13 protein-coding genes and 1 pseudogene are annotated in these 16265 nt (G+C 56.1%); 9 read left to right on the top strand and 5 right to left on the bottom strand.

The features are described from left to right. Window positions 1-246: 246 nt before the first annotated feature. Window positions 247-378 (top strand): annotated as a pseudogene (locus ACMV5I_RS13355) (transcriptional regulator); the annotation flags it as partial. Window positions 379-467: 89 nt separating this feature from the next. Here ACMV5I_RS13355 and ACMV5I_RS13360 read toward each other — a convergent pair. From ACMV5I_RS13360 to ppiA, 4 genes are all read right to left on the bottom strand, one after another. After that, window positions 468-1994: a helicase HerA-like C-terminal domain-containing protein gene (locus tag ACMV5I_RS13360; protein ID WP_024482720.1), complete on the bottom strand. Its 1527-nt coding sequence runs from the start codon at window positions 1992-1994 to the stop codon at window positions 468-470. Window positions 1995-2205: 211 nt separating this feature from the next. Continuing rightward, window positions 2206-2931 (bottom strand): two-component system response regulator BtsR, encoded by a 726-nt coding sequence (gene btsR, locus ACMV5I_RS13365; RefSeq protein WP_414824561.1) that lies wholly within the window; start codon window positions 2929-2931, stop codon window positions 2206-2208. Beyond that, a complete protein-coding gene (locus ACMV5I_RS13370) occupies window positions 2931-4616 on the bottom strand; it encodes a LytS/YhcK type 5TM receptor domain-containing protein (RefSeq protein ID WP_414824562.1) in 1686 nt (561 codons plus the stop codon). The genes btsR and ACMV5I_RS13370 overlap by 1 nt, the downstream gene beginning before the upstream one ends. Window positions 4617-4912: 296 nt before the next feature. After that, window positions 4913-5482: a peptidylprolyl isomerase A gene (ppiA, locus tag ACMV5I_RS13375; RefSeq protein WP_021181682.1), complete on the bottom strand. Its 570-nt coding sequence runs from the start codon at window positions 5480-5482 to the stop codon at window positions 4913-4915. 311 nt (window positions 5483-5793) lie between these two features. On the opposite strand from ppiA, the gene ACMV5I_RS13380 reads away from it, so the two are divergent. The 6 genes from ACMV5I_RS13380 to tsgA all read left to right on the top strand — a co-directional run bounded on the left by ACMV5I_RS13380 (window position 5794) and on the right by tsgA (window position 11600). Next, a complete protein-coding gene (locus ACMV5I_RS13380) occupies window positions 5794-6099 on the top strand; it encodes a PTS sugar transporter subunit IIB (protein WP_024482723.1) in 306 nt (101 codons plus the stop codon). A gap of 16 nt (window positions 6100-6115) precedes the next feature. After that, a complete protein-coding gene (locus ACMV5I_RS13385; protein ID WP_202671856.1) occupies window positions 6116-7441 on the top strand; it encodes a PTS sugar transporter subunit IIC in 1326 nt (441 codons plus the stop codon). A 25-nt stretch (window positions 7442-7466) separates the two neighbouring features. Further along, a complete protein-coding gene (locus ACMV5I_RS13390) occupies window positions 7467-7805 on the top strand; it encodes a PTS lactose/cellobiose transporter subunit IIA (protein ID WP_037411230.1) in 339 nt (112 codons plus the stop codon). After that, window positions 7802-9112, top strand: a complete 1311-nt coding sequence (locus ACMV5I_RS13395) for a 6-phospho-beta-glucosidase (protein ID WP_261461325.1) — start codon at window positions 7802-7804, stop codon at window positions 9110-9112. The genes ACMV5I_RS13390 and ACMV5I_RS13395 overlap by 4 nt, the downstream gene beginning before the upstream one ends. A gap of 89 nt (window positions 9113-9201) precedes the next feature. Continuing rightward, window positions 9202-10182 carry a LacI family DNA-binding transcriptional regulator gene (locus tag ACMV5I_RS13400; RefSeq protein ID WP_121608431.1) on the top strand — a complete coding sequence of 327 codons (981 nt, stop codon included), beginning with the start codon at window positions 9202-9204 and terminating at the stop codon, window positions 10180-10182. A 233-nt stretch (window positions 10183-10415) separates the two neighbouring features. Beyond that, window positions 10416-11600 (top strand): MFS transporter TsgA, encoded by a 1185-nt coding sequence (tsgA, locus tag ACMV5I_RS13405; RefSeq protein ID WP_024482728.1) that lies wholly within the window; start codon window positions 10416-10418, stop codon window positions 11598-11600. Between the two features lie 119 nt (window positions 11601-11719). Here the strand turns inward: tsgA and ACMV5I_RS13410 are convergent, their stop codons facing one another. Then, a complete protein-coding gene (locus tag ACMV5I_RS13410) occupies window positions 11720-13003 on the bottom strand; it encodes a cytosine deaminase (RefSeq protein WP_021181689.1) in 1284 nt (427 codons plus the stop codon). A gap of 287 nt (window positions 13004-13290) precedes the next feature. On the opposite strand from ACMV5I_RS13410, the gene nirB reads away from it, so the two are divergent. Further along, a complete protein-coding gene (nirB, locus tag ACMV5I_RS13415; RefSeq protein WP_024482729.1) occupies window positions 13291-15840 on the top strand; it encodes a nitrite reductase large subunit NirB in 2550 nt (849 codons plus the stop codon). Continuing rightward, window positions 15837-16166, top strand: coding sequence for a nitrite reductase small subunit NirD (nirD, locus tag ACMV5I_RS13420; protein ID WP_024482730.1), 330 nt, complete (start codon window positions 15837-15839; stop codon window positions 16164-16166). Before nirB ends, nirD begins: the two co-directional genes overlap by 4 nt. Window positions 16167-16265: the final 99 nt, after the last annotated feature.

The following is a 16265-nucleotide window of genomic DNA, read 5'->3' on the forward strand; positions in this document are numbered from 1 at the left end:
AAAAACGTTTTTTGCCAAGTCGATACCAAGAGTCGATACTTTCATTTGGACGCTCCTGCTGTTGAGGTTAGACACTCAAATTGTGGCACATTGCGATGCCGTGGTAGGAGCGTCCATCTCATTATCCCTGCGCTCAACGGTCGGTTAACCTGCAAGACTCCCACCAGCCTCAAGCTTAGGATGGGGCTGTGAGGAACACCATGATTGAGTACCTACATTAGAATTACGGATCACTGGAGATTTGTTATGGCCGCAAAAAGCAAATTCAAAAGTCCTGCGCTTGAGGCGATCCATAGTGCCGCTTCCGGGTTACTCAGCGTTGGAGCTATCTCGCAGGAAGCAATGCGTAGCTTCGATCAAACCTGCGTTAGTCGTGTCAAGAAGGCTTGAGACTGCTGACAAGCCTCAACCGACTCACAATGTAGGGGGGGCTGCATGTGCTACACCCCCACAAAAGAATCACAGACCTACTTCTTACGGCCACCCATGATCGAACCTAAAACGCCGCGCAAGATCTGGCGGCCCAGATCGCGCGCCATGCTCTTGGCGGCGGTCTGTACGATGCCGTCGTGTTTACCGCCGCGTGGACCGGTGGAACCAAACAGGATCTCGTTCAAGCCGCCCATCAAGCCACCACCACTTTCCTGCCCTGCAGCCGGTTTCTGAGCCGGTTGCCCAGGCTGTGGCGTACCCACAGTGGCAAAACCGCCTGCGGCCAGTTTTTCATAGGCAGATTCACGATCCACCATATCTTCATAACGGCCATAGAGCGGAGATTTATTGATAGCGCTGTTCATCCCTTCCGCCCCCAGCATGCCCATTTTCGATTCCGGTGCGATCACCATCGCACGCTCCACCACGTTCGGCCGCCCTTTCTCATCCAGGAAGGAGACTAGTGCCTCGCCCACGCCCAATTCGGTGATTGCCGTTTCCGCATCAAATTCTGGATTGGCGCGCATGGTTTGTGCCGCCGCCTTCACCGCTTTCTGATCGCGTGGTGTAAAGGCCCGCAACGCGTGCTGGACACGGTTACCCAACTGCCCCAGGACACTGTCCGGGATATCCAATGGATTCTGGGTGACAAAGTAGATGCCCACGCCTTTGGAACGGATCAGGCGAACCACCTGCTCAATTTTGGTCAGCAATGCCGGTGGCGCATCGTTAAACAACAGGTGGGCTTCGTCGAAGAAAAATACCAGCTTTGGCTGTTCCGGATCGCCTACTTCCGGCAAATGCTCAAACAGCTCCGCCAGTAGCCACAGCAAAAACACCGCATACAGCTTCGGCTGGTTAATCAGCTTATCCGCCGCCAGCAGGTTGATGATGCCGTGCCCGTTGGCATCGGTTCTCATCAGATCGTTGATATCCAACATCGGCTCGCCAAAGAACTGATTGGCACCCTGCTGTTCCAGCGTTAGCAAACCACGCTGTATCGCCCCGACTGAGGCCGAAGAGATGTTGCCGTACTGAGTTTGGAACTGTTTGGCGTTATCCCCGACGTACTGCACCATCGCCCGCAGGTCTTTCATATCCAACAGCAGTAAGGCGTTGTCATCGGCGATCTTGAACACCAACTGCAGCACACCGCTCTGCACCTCATTCAGATCCAGCAGGCGGCCAAGCAGCAGCGGGCCAAGATCGGAAATGGTGGCACGGATGGGATGGCCCTTTTCGCCAAAAATATCCCAAGGGATCATCGAACAGGCTTGAGGCTGCCAGTCGGTAACGCCAATCGCCGCCAGCCGCGCCTGCAGCTTCTCGGAGGGAACCCCTTCGGCCGCAATACCCGACAGATCGCCTTTAACGTCCGCCAGGAAGACCGGAATGCCAATGCGCGAGAACTGTTCCGCCATCTTTTGCAGGGTGACGGTTTTACCCGTACCGGTCGCCCCGGTGATCAACCCATGGCGGTTGGCCAGGGCGGGTAAAATGACCAGATCCTGCACCGGTTTCCCGTCTTTCATCGCTTTGGCAATAATCCGTGCTTCGCTCATTTTCTGTTCCTATGACCCAGTACGGCGCGAATGCGCCCGTTGATGTAATCAAGGCTATAAGCGCGACGTAAACCCGTCAAGGACAAACAAAAAAGGCACCGCGAAGGTGCCCTCAGATTGATGAAAAAATGGCGATATTGCTGAATGGATTTGAATGGGCGCAGCATGCAGCGCCCCTACGTGCCGCACTGATTGCAGTGTATCAAAAACGTTATCCGCGTAAGCCCAGCTCTTCTTTCAGCGATTTGAGATAGCGGCGGCTGACCGGTACCGGCTCCCCCACCGACATAATCATTTCCGCCGTGCCACTTTCTTCAAAACGGATCTCTTTGACCTGCTCAAGGTTCACCAGATATTGCCGGTGGCAGCGCACCAATGGCGTGCGGCTTTCCAGCGTGCGCAGCGTCAGTTCGGTGAAACACTCCATGCCGTCATTGCGTACCACATACACCCCGGTCGAGCGTGAGCGGATGGCAATCACCTCGTCGAAACGCAGCAGGTAAATCCGGCTGTGGCCGGTGCAGGGGATGTATTTCAGGTAGCCCGCGCTTTCATCCAACACCGCAATATTCTGCGGAGCACGGCGCTGATGCAGGCGCTGCAGGGTTTTATTCAGCCGAGTCGGCTCCGCCGGTTTCAGCAGGTAATCAAACGCATGCTGCTCGAAGGCCTGCACCGCGTATTCGTCATAGGCCGTCAGAAACACGATGTGGGGCATACGGTTCGGATCGAGCATGCCAACCATTTCCAATCCGCTGATACGCGGCATCTGGATGTCCAGAAACACCACGTCCGGTTGCAAGCGGTGGATTTGGCTGATGGCCTCAATGGCATTGGCGCATTCACCAATAATGGTGATGCCCTCTTCCTCTTCCAGCAGGTGGCGCAGGTTATCGCGGGCAAAGGGCTCGTCATCAACAATCAGTACGTTCAACATCAAGCAGCCCTCGCCAAGGGAACGTTAAGGGTGATGCAAGTATAGGCTTCAGGTTCGCAGGTGACCTGCACGCCATAATCTTCACCATAGCGCACACGGATACGCCGATCGACCAGGTTCATCCCCAACCCGCTGCCACCGGTTTGTTGACGGAACAGCCCTGCATTATCCGTTACCTGCAACAGCAAGTGATCGCCTTCCAGGCGGGCACCAATATCGACACGGCCAATCCCTAACAGATGGGAAGTACCGTGCTTGATGGCATTTTCCACAATAGGCTGCAGCGAGAACGCAGGTAAACGCACTGCCAACAACTCTTCCGGCAGCGAAACGGTGACCTCCAGCCGATCGGCAAAGCGGGCCTTTTCGATCTGCAGATAGGCGTTCACATGTTCGATCTCGTCCGCCAGGCTCACCTCATCGTCGGAACGCTTGAGATTTTTGCGGAAAAAGGTCGACAGATACTGCACCAGTTCGCAGGCACGGTCGCCATCACGGCGGATCACCGCCACCAGCGTATTCAGGGCGTTGAACAGGAAATGCGGGTTCACCTGCGCATGCAGCAGTTTGATTTCCGACTGGGCCAGCAGCTGTTTATGGCGCTCATATTGCCCGGCCATGATTTGCGCCGACAGCAGGCTGGCAATCCCTTCCCCCAGCGTGCGGTTGATGGTGCTAAACAGCTTGGTCTTGGGTTCATACAGTTTGATGGTGCCAATCACTCGCTGGTTTTCACCACGCAGTGGGATCACCAGTGTCGAACCTAGTTTGCAATTGCCGTTGATGGAGCAGCAGTAAGAAAGCTCATTGCCGTCGGCATACACCACCTCGTTGTTATCGATGGCACGATGGGAGTGGACCGAGGAGATCGGCGTGCCCGGCAGATGGTGGTCGTCACCAATGCCGATAAAAGCCAGCAGCTTGTCACGATCGGTGATCGCCACGGCACCGATGCCCAGCTCCTGATAAACCACCCGCGCCACCTTCATGCTGTTTTCCTGGTCAAACCCCTGGCGCAGAATACCCTCGGTACGTTCGGCAATCTTCAACGCCTTGGAGGAGAAGGCACTGGTGTATTTCTCAAACATTGCCCGCCGATCCAGCAGGATCTGCATAAACATGGCGGCGCCGACGGTATTGGCGATCAGCATCGGCAGGACGATATGCTCCACCAACAGCACCGCTTCGGGGAACGGACGTGCAACGATCAGGATAATTGCCATTTGCAGCACTTCTGCCACCAGCGCAATCCCAGCGACAAACAGCGGGTTGAACAGCAGATCGATACGCCCGCGCCGCATGGCAATACTGTGCACTATGCCGCCAACCAGCCCTTCAGCCACCGTGGAGATCGCACAGGCGACGTCTGTCATGCCCCCCAGCGTATAACGATGCAGGCCACCCGTCAGGCCAACCAGAAAACCAACGGAAGGCCCACCCAGCAGCCCACCCAACACGGCGCCGATGGCGCGGGTATTGGCGATGGAGTCCTGAATATGCAGGCCAAAGTAGGTGCCCATAATGCAGAACACCGAGAAAATGACGTAGCACAGCAGCTTGTGCGGCAGACGGATGGTCACCTGCATCAGCGGAATAAACAGCGGCGTCTTGCTCAGCAGATAGGCAATGACGAGGTACACGCACATCTGCTGTAGCAGCAGTAACACCTGGTTAAATTCGTACATAAAAACGGCTCATCCTGAACAACGGGGGCGATCAAAAAAGTGCCGGATATCCGGTCTGGTTATATTCCCGTCGTCTTTCAAGCTGCAGCGTTGTTACCTGCACTTACTCACCCCAGTCACTTACCCAAAAGTAAGCTCCTGGGGATGAGTAAGTTTGTCGCCTAGCTGCAACTTGAAATCCATAGGGTATAAAAGCGGGCAATTAAATCACGTGGGATCGAAAAAAACAGTGATGCAGGCAAACATTCAGGAGGGAAAAGCAGGCCGGCCCCCAGCTAGAGACCGGCTTGGGTGATTTATGGCAGCACTTTGGCCGACAGGATCACGATAGGTTTGCTCGGGACATTCTGGTAAGGACCGACGTTGCCGGTGGGTACCTGGGAGATTTTATCTACCACGTCCATCCCTTTAACGATCTTACCAAATACCGCGTAGCCAAAATCACGCTGGCCATGATCGAGGAACGCATTGTCTGCCACGTTCAGGAAGAACTGGCTGGTGGCGCTGTCTTTATCGGCGGTACGCGCCATGGAAATGGTGCCACGCAGGTTACGCAGGCCGTTGTCGGCTTCGTTCTTGATCGGTGCATTGGTGGTTTTCTGCTGCATATCCGCAGTAAAACCGCCGCCCTGAACCATGAAACCTGGGATCACGCGGTGGAAAACGGTGTTGTTGTAGTAACCGCTGTTCACGTAGTCAATGAAGTTCTTGGTTGAGACCGGTGCCTTCTGACTGTCGAGCGCCAATTCGATATTCCCTGCCGAGGTAGTCAGCATGACGTGGGTTTCACCGGCGGCTAATGCGGCGGGTGCCATGGCTGTCAGGGAACACAGCGCAACGAAGGTCACTAAAGTACGTTTGAACATGAACGGGTCCTTTCTTTGAGATACAAACAACGGAAAGCGCTTTGATTCTAAAGAGCTGCGCCCGGCAGCGCCAGCCATTTACCTATATTTACTCAATTGCCGGACGTTTCTGACTGCGCCCGGTTTTTTCCTGCCGACAGTATGATCCCCGTACTGATTTTTGCCAAGCCGATCACGCATTATTTGCCCATTTTCGCCCTTCATCGTTTTTTGCGACACAAATCCCGGTTTGGATCTGCAATCCAGCTAGGCTAAATAAATGAGAGCGCTCTCATTTGCGCTGATAAACATAATAATACTGGAGAGCAATGATGAAGAAGATAGTGCTGTGCTGTGCCGCGGGGATGTCTACCAGCATGCTGGTCAAACGCATGCAAACCGAAGCGCAAAAGCGCGAACTGGCCGTGGAGATTGTGGCGGTACCGGCTGCGGATTTTGAAGCCGAGCTGCCAACCGCCAGCGTGGTGCTGTTGGGGCCACAGGTGAAGTACGAACTGGCCCGCTTCAGCCAGCTTGCCGGGCCGCATGGCCTGCAGGTCGCCGTCATCGACATGATGGATTACGGCACCCTGCGCGGTGACAAGGTATTAGACCAAGCCCTCAGCCTGATCGCCTGACGCCGCGGAGAACCCCATGAGCCTATACGCTTCCCTGATGCGCGTGGTCGAAAGCCATATCGCGCCACTGGCTGGCCGGATCGGTAGCCAGCGCCATATTATTGCCATTCGTGACGGTTTTATCAGCGCCATGCCGTTTTTGATCGTCGGCAGTATCATGCTGATCGTCGCCAACCCGCCGTTTGACGCGACCACTACTTCCAGCTTTGGGCAAGCCTGGTTAGGGTTCGCCAAGAAGCACTGGGACACCATCACCATGCCGTTCTTTATGACCATGGGGTTGATGAGCGTATTTGTCTCTATTGGTACCGCCTACAGTCTGGCAAAACACTACAAAATGGACGCCCTGACCGCGGCGCTGCTGTCGCTGATGGCATTCCTGCTGGCCTCTGCGCCACAGGTCGACAACAAGATGTCCCTCGATTTTCTAGGTGGCCAGGGGGTATTCACTGCCCTGATCTGCGCCATTTGGTCGGTCGAACTGATCCGCCTGCTGAAAAAGTACAACATCACCATTCGCATGCCGGAACAGGTTCCTCCTGCCATTGCCCGTTCGTTTGAACTGCTGTACCCGGTGGTGGGCATTCTGTTGACGGTCTACCCCGTCAGCCTCCTGATGCAGAGCGAATTCCAACTGCTGCTACCTGCCGCGATTATGCAGGTGTTCCAGCCGCTGATTTCCGTTGGCGATACGCTGCCAGCCATCCTTTTGGCGGTGCTGATTGCCAACCTGCTGTGGTTTGCCGGTATTCACGGCGACAACATCGTGACCGGCCTGCTGAACCCGATCTTTATGGCTAACCTGGCCACTAACGCCGCGCTGGTCGCCAACGGTGCAGCCATGACCCAAACGCTGACCGCGCCATTCTGGTCTTTCTATGTCTGTATCGGCGGCTCTGGCTCCACGCTGGTGTTGGCCTTCCTTTATCTACGCAGCCGCTCCATTCATCTGCGCACCATCGGCAAGCTGAGCGTGGTCCCGGCGGCCTTCAATATCAATGAACCGCTGCTGTTCGGTTCGCCGGTGGTGATGAACCCAACGCTGTTCATCCCATTGATTGTGGTGCCGATGGTTAACGCCACTCTGGCTTATTTCGCCCTGCACTGGGACATGGTGGAGAAAATGGTGGCGATGGCCCCCTGGACCGCTCCGGCACCGCTGGGAGCGATGATCTCCGCCTCCTGGGATATCCGTGCCGCCGTATTGGTGCTGGTGCTGATGGTGATAGACCTGGCGATCTGGCTGCCGTTCTTCAAAGTGTATGAAAAACAACTAGTGGCGCAGGAACACGAGCAAGCCGAGGCTGAACGCGAAGCCAGCAACGCAGCCGCCGCACAGTAACAGGAGAGATAACGTGACTGAACTGATGGCTGAAGTCAGCCAGGATTTTGAAAGCACCATTATGGAGCTGCTGGTATTTGCCGGTAGCGCCCGCAGCAGCGCGCTGATGGCTTTGCAACAGGCCCGTGCCGGTGATTTCACCGGTTCCGCCGAGCATATGGCCGAATCCAAGCAGGCGGTGAAGCAGGCGCATCGCATTCAGACCCAGCTGATCGGCATGGACGAAGGCTGCGGCAAACTGGCCATCACCCTGATCACCGTACACGCGCAGGATCACTTGATGAACGCCATGGTCATTCAGGATCTGGCCGATGACATGATCGAACTTTATCGCCGTCAGGTACAATTGGAGGCCCGCTCATGAGCGCATTAAAAGTTGCCATTATTGGCGGCGGTAGCAGCTACACGCCGGAACTGGTGGAAGGCCTGATCCTGCGAATTGAAGAGTTGCCGGTGACCGAGCTGGCGTTGGTGGACGTTGAGCCTGGCCGGGAGAAGGTCGAGATCATTGCCGCATTAACCCAGCGTATGCTGGCCCGTAACGGCCTGGAGCAGGTAAAGGTCAGCGTGCATTTCAACCTGGACGAGGCCATTCGCGGTGCCAGTTTCGTCCTCACCCAGTTCCGCGTGGGTCAGTTGCCTGCCAGAGCAGCCGACGAACGCCTGGGCCTGAAATACCAACTGATCGGCCAGGAAACTACCGGCGTTGGCGGTTTTGCCAAGGCGCTGCGCACCATTCCGGTGATGCTGAATATCGCCCGCAAGGTTGAACAGCTGGCACCCGATGCCTGGATCATCAACTTTACCAACCCGGCCGGTATCGTGACCGAAGCCGTTTCGCGTTATACCAAGGCGAAAATTATCGGCCTGTGTAACGTGCCGATCAGCATGCATCACATGATCGCCAATATGCTGAAGGCCCCTTACGCCGAGGTACAGCTGCAATTCGCCGGGTTGAACCACATGGTGTGGGTCCACCAGGTGCTGCAAAACGGCAAGGACGTGACCGGCAAAGTGATCGACATGCTGTGTGACGGTGCCGCGCTGACCATGAACAACATCAAGGAAGAACCTTGGCCGCCGGAATTCCTGCGCGCCGTTGGGGCGATCCCCTGCCCTTACCACCGCTACTTCTATCAGACCAAAGAGATGCTGGCGGAAGAGATTGCCGCCGCAGCCGAACGCGGTACCCGTGCCGAACAGGTGATGAAAGTAGAGAAGGAGTTGTTCGAGCTGTATGCAGACCCACATCTCGACAGCAAACCTGAGCAGCTAAGTTTCCGTGGCGGTTCCTTCTACTCCGAAGTGGCGCTGGAGCTGATCCGTGCCATTCACAACAATCTCGGCACGCAATTAGTGGTCAATACCGCAAACCGTGGCGCTATTCGCGGTTTGCCAGACGATGCTGTGATAGAAACCAATTGTATCGTCGATGCTCAGGGCGCCCATCCGCTGACGTTTGGTCAACTGCCGGATTCGATGCATGCGCTGACCCAGCAGGTTAAAGCCTATGAACGCCTGACGATCGAAGCCGCCGTGCATGGCGATCGCCGCAGTGGGCTGCTGGCACTGGTCACCAATCCTCTGGTCGCCAACGCCCAAATTGCCCAGCCGCTGCTGGAAGAAGTGCTGGAGGTGAATAAAGCCTATTTGCCGCAGTTTAACGCATAACCATCAACATTGGGTTCGGCTCGCCGGACCCACTTATCTCCTGTAATCTGATCAAGTGGGGGGATAAGCCCCTAATCAGGAGCAGTAACATGGTGACACTGGAAGATGTCGCAGCGATAGCGGGCGTATCCCGCGCGACTGTGTCACGAGTGGTCAACGGCGATAACAAGGTCAAAGCGCTCACCCGCGAGAAGGTCAAACGGGCGGTGGCCGAACTGGGCTATACCCCCAACCCGGCAGCCAGGGCGTTGGCGTCCAGCCAAAGTAACACCTTGGGCCTGGTCACCACCTCATACCGAGGGGGCTTCTTTGGCGCCCTGATGGATTTCGTCCAAACCGAAGCCGAGTCCAACGGTAAACAGCTGCTGGTGACCCAAGGCCGTAACAGTGCGGAAAATGAACTGCTGGCGATCCAACGCCTGTTCAGCCTGCGTTGCGACGGCGTGATCCTGCACGTGCGCTGCCTCAGCGATGATCGGCTACGCCAGTTGGCTGCTGAACAGCGCTCCTTTGTGCTACTGGATCGCCTGGTCCCTGGCCTGGAAGATCGCTGTGTCACCTTCGATCACGTTTACGCCAGCCAGCTTGCTACCCAGCAGCTGATCGACGCGGGCCATCGGCGCATTGCCTGTATCAGCGGCCCAGCCCAGCGAGCCTCCAGCCAACAGCGATTGCAAGGGTTCCTCAATGCGATGCAGGCCGCCAATCTGCAACCGCTAGGCTGCCCGGAAGGGGTGTATGACCTGGAAAGCGGCTACCAGTGCGCTGACCAGTTGCTACGCAGCAAAACGCTGCCTACGGCGATCTACTGCTGCAACGAAGAAATGGCGATGGGTGCCCTGCTGGCGATTAATGAACGACATCTGCGCGTACCGCAGGATATCTCATTGATCTGCTATGACAGCGGCGAGCGGGCGCCTTTTGTCCGCCCGGCGCTCACCAGCGTGCATTTCCCCATTACCGAGATGGCGCAATATGCCGCTCGTCTGCTGATAGATCCACTGACCGCACCGGTGAGCTTTGAGCCGACCATCATCCAGCGCGATTCGATCGCCACACCCGGTAGTTGATCACATAAAAATCTAAAAACCTTTCATCCCTTGCATCAAAAAATCGATGCTCGTCACATAAACTCCCGTTGTCTATGCTAGGATCCGCCTCCTGGTGGCCTGATCGGGATCTTTTCCAGTTTTTACCAGGAAAAACCTGCGGCCTTATGCCAGCTTTAAACCCTAGGGATTTCAGGTTACAGCCTGACAGCCCACGGGTATAAACCACAACAAAGATAATCAGGCCTATATACATGAATGACAGCAACCGCATCCGGCTAACCTGGATCAGCTTCTTCTCTTATGCGCTGACCGGTGCATTAGTGATCGTCACAGGGATGGTGATGGGAAACATTGCAGAGTATTTCAATCTGCCAGTTTCCAGCATGAGCAATACCTTTACCTTCCTTAACGCGGGTATTTTGATTTCAATCTTCCTTAATGCCTGGCTGATGGAAATCATTCCGCTGAAACGTCAGTTGATCTTTGGCTTTATCCTGATGCTGCTGGCCATCGCCGGGCTGATGGTGGGCAAAAGCCTGACCCTGTTCTCGCTGTGCATGTTTGTGCTCGGCGTGGTCAGCGGTATCACCATGTCGATCGGCACCTTCCTGATCACCCATATGTATGCTGGCCGCCAACGCGGTTCACGCCTGCTGTTTACCGACTCCTTCTTCAGCATGGCCGGGATGATCTTCCCAATCATCGCCGCAATGCTGCTGGCGCGTAGCATTGGCTGGTACTGGGTTTACGCCTGCATTGGGGTGCTGTACCTGGCCATCTTCGTGCTGACGCTGTGTTCCGAGTTCCCGGTTCTGGGTGACAAAGGGGAGAAAAGCAGCGAGCCGGTGGTGAAAGAGAAATGGGGCGTCGGCGTACTGTTCCTGGCAATCGCCGCGCTGTGCTACATCCTTGGCCAGTTGGGCTTTATCCAATGGGTGCCAGAATACGCCACCAAAACCTTCGGCATGAATATCGACCAGGCGGGCAAGGTGGTCAGCAATTTCTGGACTTCTTACATGATCGGTATGTGGGTGTTCAGTTTCGTGCTGCGCTTCTTTGATCTGCAACGCATCGTCACCGTGCTGGCTGCGCTGGCAACAGGTGCCATGTACCTGTTTATCAGCACCGATAATCCTGAGTACCTGAGCTACTACATCATGGCTCTGGGCTTCGTCTCCAGCGCGATCTACACCACGCTGATCACGCTCGGCTCGCAGCAAACCAAGGTTTCCTCACCGAAGCTGGTCAACTTTATCCTGACCTGCGGCACCATCGGCACCATGCTGACCTTCGTGGTCACCGGCCCGATCGTTGCCAGCAGCGGAGTCCATGCCGCGCTGACTACGGCCAACGGCCTGTATCTGGCGGTGTTTGTGATGTGTCTGCTGCTCGGTTTTGTGACCAAGCACCGCAACCATGGGCATACCACGCATTAATTATACCAGGGGCGAACATATACTGCCGTAGGGGCGCCGCATGCTGCGCCCATTTATTGGTCGATTAAGGTTTGTCATCAATCCGAGGGTTCTGCCAACGCAGAACCCTTTTTTTATGTCTAACGCCTGAAGTCGACCTGCTCTTCCTGCTCCAGATACAGCGTGGTTTGCGCAGGCTGGGTGGCCGCGATGACCGCACCAGCACGGATCGAATAGCGTACCGGCGTCTGGCGGCGTACTGCGTCAAAACCGCTGTCTGCGGGTAAGATCACCAAATCGGCACTATTGCCTGCACGCAAACCATAATCCGTCAGATTCAGGGTTCGTGCGCTGTGGGTGGTGATCAGATTCAAACCGTCATCGATCTGGCCATAGCCCATCAGTTGGCAGACGTGGAGCCCCATATGCAGCACCTGCAACATATTGGCGGTGCCCAGCGGATACCAGGGGTCAAACACGTCGTCATGACCAAAGCAGACGTTGATGCCTGCTTCCAGCATCTCTTTCACCCGGGTGATGCCACGCCGTTTAGGATAAGTATCGAAACGTCCTTGCAGGTGAATATTCACCAACGGGTTGGCCACGAAGTTGATACCGGACATTTTCAGCAGCCGGAACAGTCTTGAAGTATAGGCTCCATTGTAGGAATGCATCGCGGTGGTGTGGCTGGCGGTAACCTTGGCGCCCATCTCCAGCTTCAACGCCAGCGCGGCCACGGTCTCCACAAAGCGGGACTGCTCGTCGTCAATCTCGTCGCAGTGCACGTCCACCAGCCGATCATATTTTTGCGCCAGGGCAAAAGCCTTGTGCAGCGATTCCACGCCGTATTCGCGGGTGAATTCAAAATGCGGGATAGCCCCAACCACATCCGCCCCGAGCCGTAACGCCTCCTCCAGCAAGGCTTCCCCATTGGGATACGACATGATCCCTTCCTGAGGGAAGGCCACAATTTGCAATGTGATCCAAGGAGCGACTTCCTGCTTGACCTCCAGCATCGCACGCAGCGCGGTCAGTGTAGGATCAGAGACGTCGACATGGGTGCGCACATGCTGCACGCCGTTGGCGATTTGCCACTTCAACGTCTGCCACGCGCGTTGCTTCACGTCTTCATGGGTGAGCAGTGCTTTGCGCTCTGCCCAGCGTTCAATGCCTTCAAACAGCGTGCCGGACTGGTTCCATGCAGGCTGCCCGGCGGTTTGCGTGGTATCCAAGTGGATATGCGGCTCGATAAACGGCGGCAGCGCCAGCCCGCCTTCGGCATCCAACACGTCGCTGCGCCACTCCAGCCCCTCAGGCTGTGGAATGATATGCGCGATCCGCCCTTGCTCAATGGCCAACTGCCATAGCCCTTCATGCCCGCTCAGGCGCAGGTTATCGATAAACTTGACCGGATTGTTCGCCATTTTTTACCTCTGCTCGGCTCACCATTTCTTTCATCATACTGGGCAATGACGAGCTGACAAAATCGCCGCTTGGCGCCTCTCCCCTTTCGCTACTCCCCAAGGAGTACGTTTTCCATTAACTGTCTCGATTCAGCTAAAGTTGAGTAAAAACCGCAACTTATCAAATATCGATATAAATCATAGATATACCACCTTAGAGGTATATGGGGGCTAGCTTGACCTGTATCAATAAATTGCCTTCTGGGAGGAATAAGGTACATCCAGGAAATCAGAATTTTGAGGCAATAATGAGCAGAGTCCAACTCGCGGTTATCGGCAACGGCATGGTCGGCCACCGCTTTATCGAAGATCTGCTGGAAAAGGCAGACAAAGACCAGTTCGACATCACCATCTTTTGTGAAGAACCACGCATCGCCTACGACCGCGTGCATCTCTCCTCCTATTTCTCCCACCACACTGCCGAAGAGCTTTCGCTGGTCCGCGAAGGCTTCTACGAAAAACAGGGCGTCAAAGTACTGGTGGGCGAGCGCGCGATAACCATTAACCGCGCAGAGAAAGTGATCCACTCCAATACCGGCCGCACGGTGTATTACGACAAGCTGATCATGGCGACCGGCTCCTACCCGTGGATCCCGCCGATCAAAGGTTCAGAGACTCAGGACTGCTTTGTTTACCGCACCATTGAAGATCTCAACGCTATCGAATCCTGCGCCCGTCGCAGTAAACGTGGCGCGGTAGTCGGCGGTGGTCTGCTCGGCCTGGAAGCGGCTGGCGCACTGAAAAGCCTGGGCGTGGAAACCCACGTGATCGAGTTCGCGCCGATGTTGATGGCAGAACAGCTCGATCCGATGGGTGGCGACCAGCTGCGCCGCAAGATTGAGCGCATGGGTGTCAAAGTCCACACCGGCAAGAACACCACTGAAATCATCAACGGCGGCAAAAGCGCACGCAAAACCATGCACTTTGCCGACGGCAGCGAGCTGGAGGTCGACTTTATCGTCTTCTCCACCGGCATCCGCCCGCAGGACAAACTGGCTCACCAATGCGGGCTGGCTACCGCCCCACGCGGTGGCATTGCGATTAACGATAACTGCCAGACCTCCGATCCGGACGTTTACGCCATTGGCGAATGCGCCTCCTGGCAGCAGCGCACCTTTGGCTTGGTAGCGCCGGGCTACAAGATGGCTCAGGTCACCGCCGACCATCTGCTGAGCCGTGAAAACAGCTTCCAGGGTGCCGATATGAGCGCCAAACTGAAGCTGCTGGGGGTCGATGTTGGGGGCATTGGTGATGCGCACGCGCGCACCGAAGGTGCCCGCAGCTACGTCTATCTGGATGAAAGCAAAGAGGTGTACAAGCGCCTGGTCGTCAGCGCAGACAACAAAACGTTACTCGGCGCGGTGCTGGTTGGCGATACCAGCGACTACGGCAACCTGCTGCAGCTGGCCCTCAACAACATCGAACTGCCGGAAAACCCAGACAGCCTGATCCTGCCAGCCCATGCCGGCAGCAAGCCTGCCATCGGCGTAGATTCACTGCCAGAAACCGCACAGATCTGTTCCTGCTTCGACGTCAGCAAGGGCGATATCATCAAAGCGGTGAATATGGGCTGTCATACCGTGGCGGCGATCAAGTCCGAGACCAAAGCCGGTACCGGCTGCGGCGGCTGTATTCCATTGATCACCCAGGTGCTGAATGCCGAACTGAGCAAACAGGGCATTGAGGTTAACCATCACCTATGCGAACACTTTGCCTATTCCCGCCAGGAGCTGTATCACCTGATCCGGGTTGAAGGCATTAAAACCTTCGACGAGCTGTTAGCGAAATACGGCAAAGGTTACGGCTGTGAAGTGTGTAAACCGACCGTCGGTTCACTGCTAGCCTCCTGCTGGAACGAGTATGTGCTCAAGCCGCAGCACACGCCGCTGCAAGATACCAACGACAACTTCCTGGGCAACATCCAGAAAGACGGCACTTATTCGGTGATCCCACGCTCTGCCGGTGGTGAAATCACGCCGGAAGGTCTGATCGCCGTCGGCCAGATTGCCAAAGAATACAACCTGTACACCAAGATGACCGGCTCGATGCGTATCGGCATGTTCGGTGCGCAGAAAGACGATCTGCCCGCCATCTGGAGCAAGCTGATCGCCGCCGGCTTCGAAACCGGCCACGCCTACGCCAAGGCGCTGCGGATGGCGAAAACCTGCGTCGGCAGCACCTGGTGCCGCTATGGCGTGGGTGACAGCGTTGGCTTCGGCGTACAGCTTGAACACCGTTACAAAGGCATCCGTACCCCGCACAAGATGAAGTTTGGCGTTTCCGGCTGCACCCGTGAGTGTGCCGAGGCGCAGGGTAAAGACGTTGGCATTATTGCCACCGAGAACGGCTGGAACCTGTATGTCTGCGGCAACGGCGGGATGAAACCGCGCCATGCCGATTTGCTGGCCGCCGATCTCGACAACGAAACGCTAATGCGTTACCTCGACCGTTTCATGATGTTCTACATCCGCACCGGCGATAAGTTGCAGCGTACCTCGGTCTGGCTGGAAAGCCTGGAAGGCGGCATCGATTATCTGCGCAAGGTGATTATCGACGACAAGCTGGGCATTAACGCACAGCTGGAAACCGAAATTGCCCGCCTGCGCGAAGCGGTGATCTGCGAATGGAAAGCCACTGTCGAAAATCCTGCATCGCAGGTGCGTTTCGCTCACTTTATTAACAACAGCCAGCGCGATCCTAACGTCCAGGTCGTGGCCGAGCGTGAGCAACATCGCCCAGCACGCCCGGATGAACGCATTCCCGTTACTTGGCTTGCAACCGAGGAGAACAACGCATGAGCCAGTGGATCACCGTTTGCCCCATCGCCGATATTCTGCCCGCGACCGGCGTGTGTGCGCTGATCGGCACCCAGCAGGTGGCGATATTCCGCCCTTATGCCGACGAACGGCTGTTTGCCATCAGCAATATCGACCCGTTTGCCCAGGCCAGCGTGCTTTCTCGCGGCCTGATTGCCGAACATCAGGGTGAATTGTGGGTCGCCAGCCCGCTGAAAAAACAGCATTTCCGCCTGCACGACGGTTTCTGTCTGGAAGATGAGAGCCGCTCCGTGGCCAGCTTCGCCAGCAGGGTAGTCGACGGCCTGGTTCAGGTGGCGGCCAAGTAATCCTTTGCCCCTCACCCCAACCCTCTCCCACAGGGAGAGGGAGCTGTCCAGAGCACGTAGTTAGCCCATGCAGCTGCGGAAAGTAGAGAGTAGAAACAA

Source organism: Serratia sp. T13T92, assembly GCF_047530105.1.
Lineage (GTDB): Bacteria > Pseudomonadota > Gammaproteobacteria > Enterobacterales > Enterobacteriaceae > Chania > Chania fonticola.

Coding starts and splice junctions, on each gene's coding strand:
- ACMV5I_RS13360 (WP_024482720.1), bottom strand. CDS start 1,994: ATGAGCGAAGCACGGATTATTGCCAAAGCGATGAAAGACGGGAAACCG.
- btsR (WP_414824561.1), bottom strand. CDS start 2,931: ATGTTGAACGTACTGATTGTTGATGACGAGCCCTTTGCCCGCGATAAC.
- ACMV5I_RS13370 (WP_414824562.1), bottom strand. CDS start 4,616: ATGTACGAATTTAACCAGGTGTTACTGCTGCTACAGCAGATGTGCGTG.
- ppiA (WP_021181682.1), bottom strand. CDS start 5,482: ATGTTCAAACGTACTTTAGTGACCTTCGTTGCGCTGTGTTCCCTGACA.
- ACMV5I_RS13380 (WP_024482723.1), top strand. CDS start 5,794: ATGAAGAAGATAGTGCTGTGCTGTGCCGCGGGGATGTCTACCAGCATG.
- ACMV5I_RS13385 (WP_202671856.1), top strand. CDS start 6,116: ATGAGCCTATACGCTTCCCTGATGCGCGTGGTCGAAAGCCATATCGCG.
- ACMV5I_RS13390 (WP_037411230.1), top strand. CDS start 7,467: ATGGCTGAAGTCAGCCAGGATTTTGAAAGCACCATTATGGAGCTGCTG.
- ACMV5I_RS13395 (WP_261461325.1), top strand. CDS start 7,802: ATGAGCGCATTAAAAGTTGCCATTATTGGCGGCGGTAGCAGCTACACG.
- ACMV5I_RS13400 (WP_121608431.1), top strand. CDS start 9,202: ATGGTGACACTGGAAGATGTCGCAGCGATAGCGGGCGTATCCCGCGCG.
- tsgA (WP_024482728.1), top strand. CDS start 10,416: ATGAATGACAGCAACCGCATCCGGCTAACCTGGATCAGCTTCTTCTCT.
- ACMV5I_RS13410 (WP_021181689.1), bottom strand. CDS start 13,003: ATGGCGAACAATCCGGTCAAGTTTATCGATAACCTGCGCCTGAGCGGG.
- nirB (WP_024482729.1), top strand. CDS start 13,291: ATGAGCAGAGTCCAACTCGCGGTTATCGGCAACGGCATGGTCGGCCAC.
- nirD (WP_024482730.1), top strand. CDS start 15,837: ATGAGCCAGTGGATCACCGTTTGCCCCATCGCCGATATTCTGCCCGCG.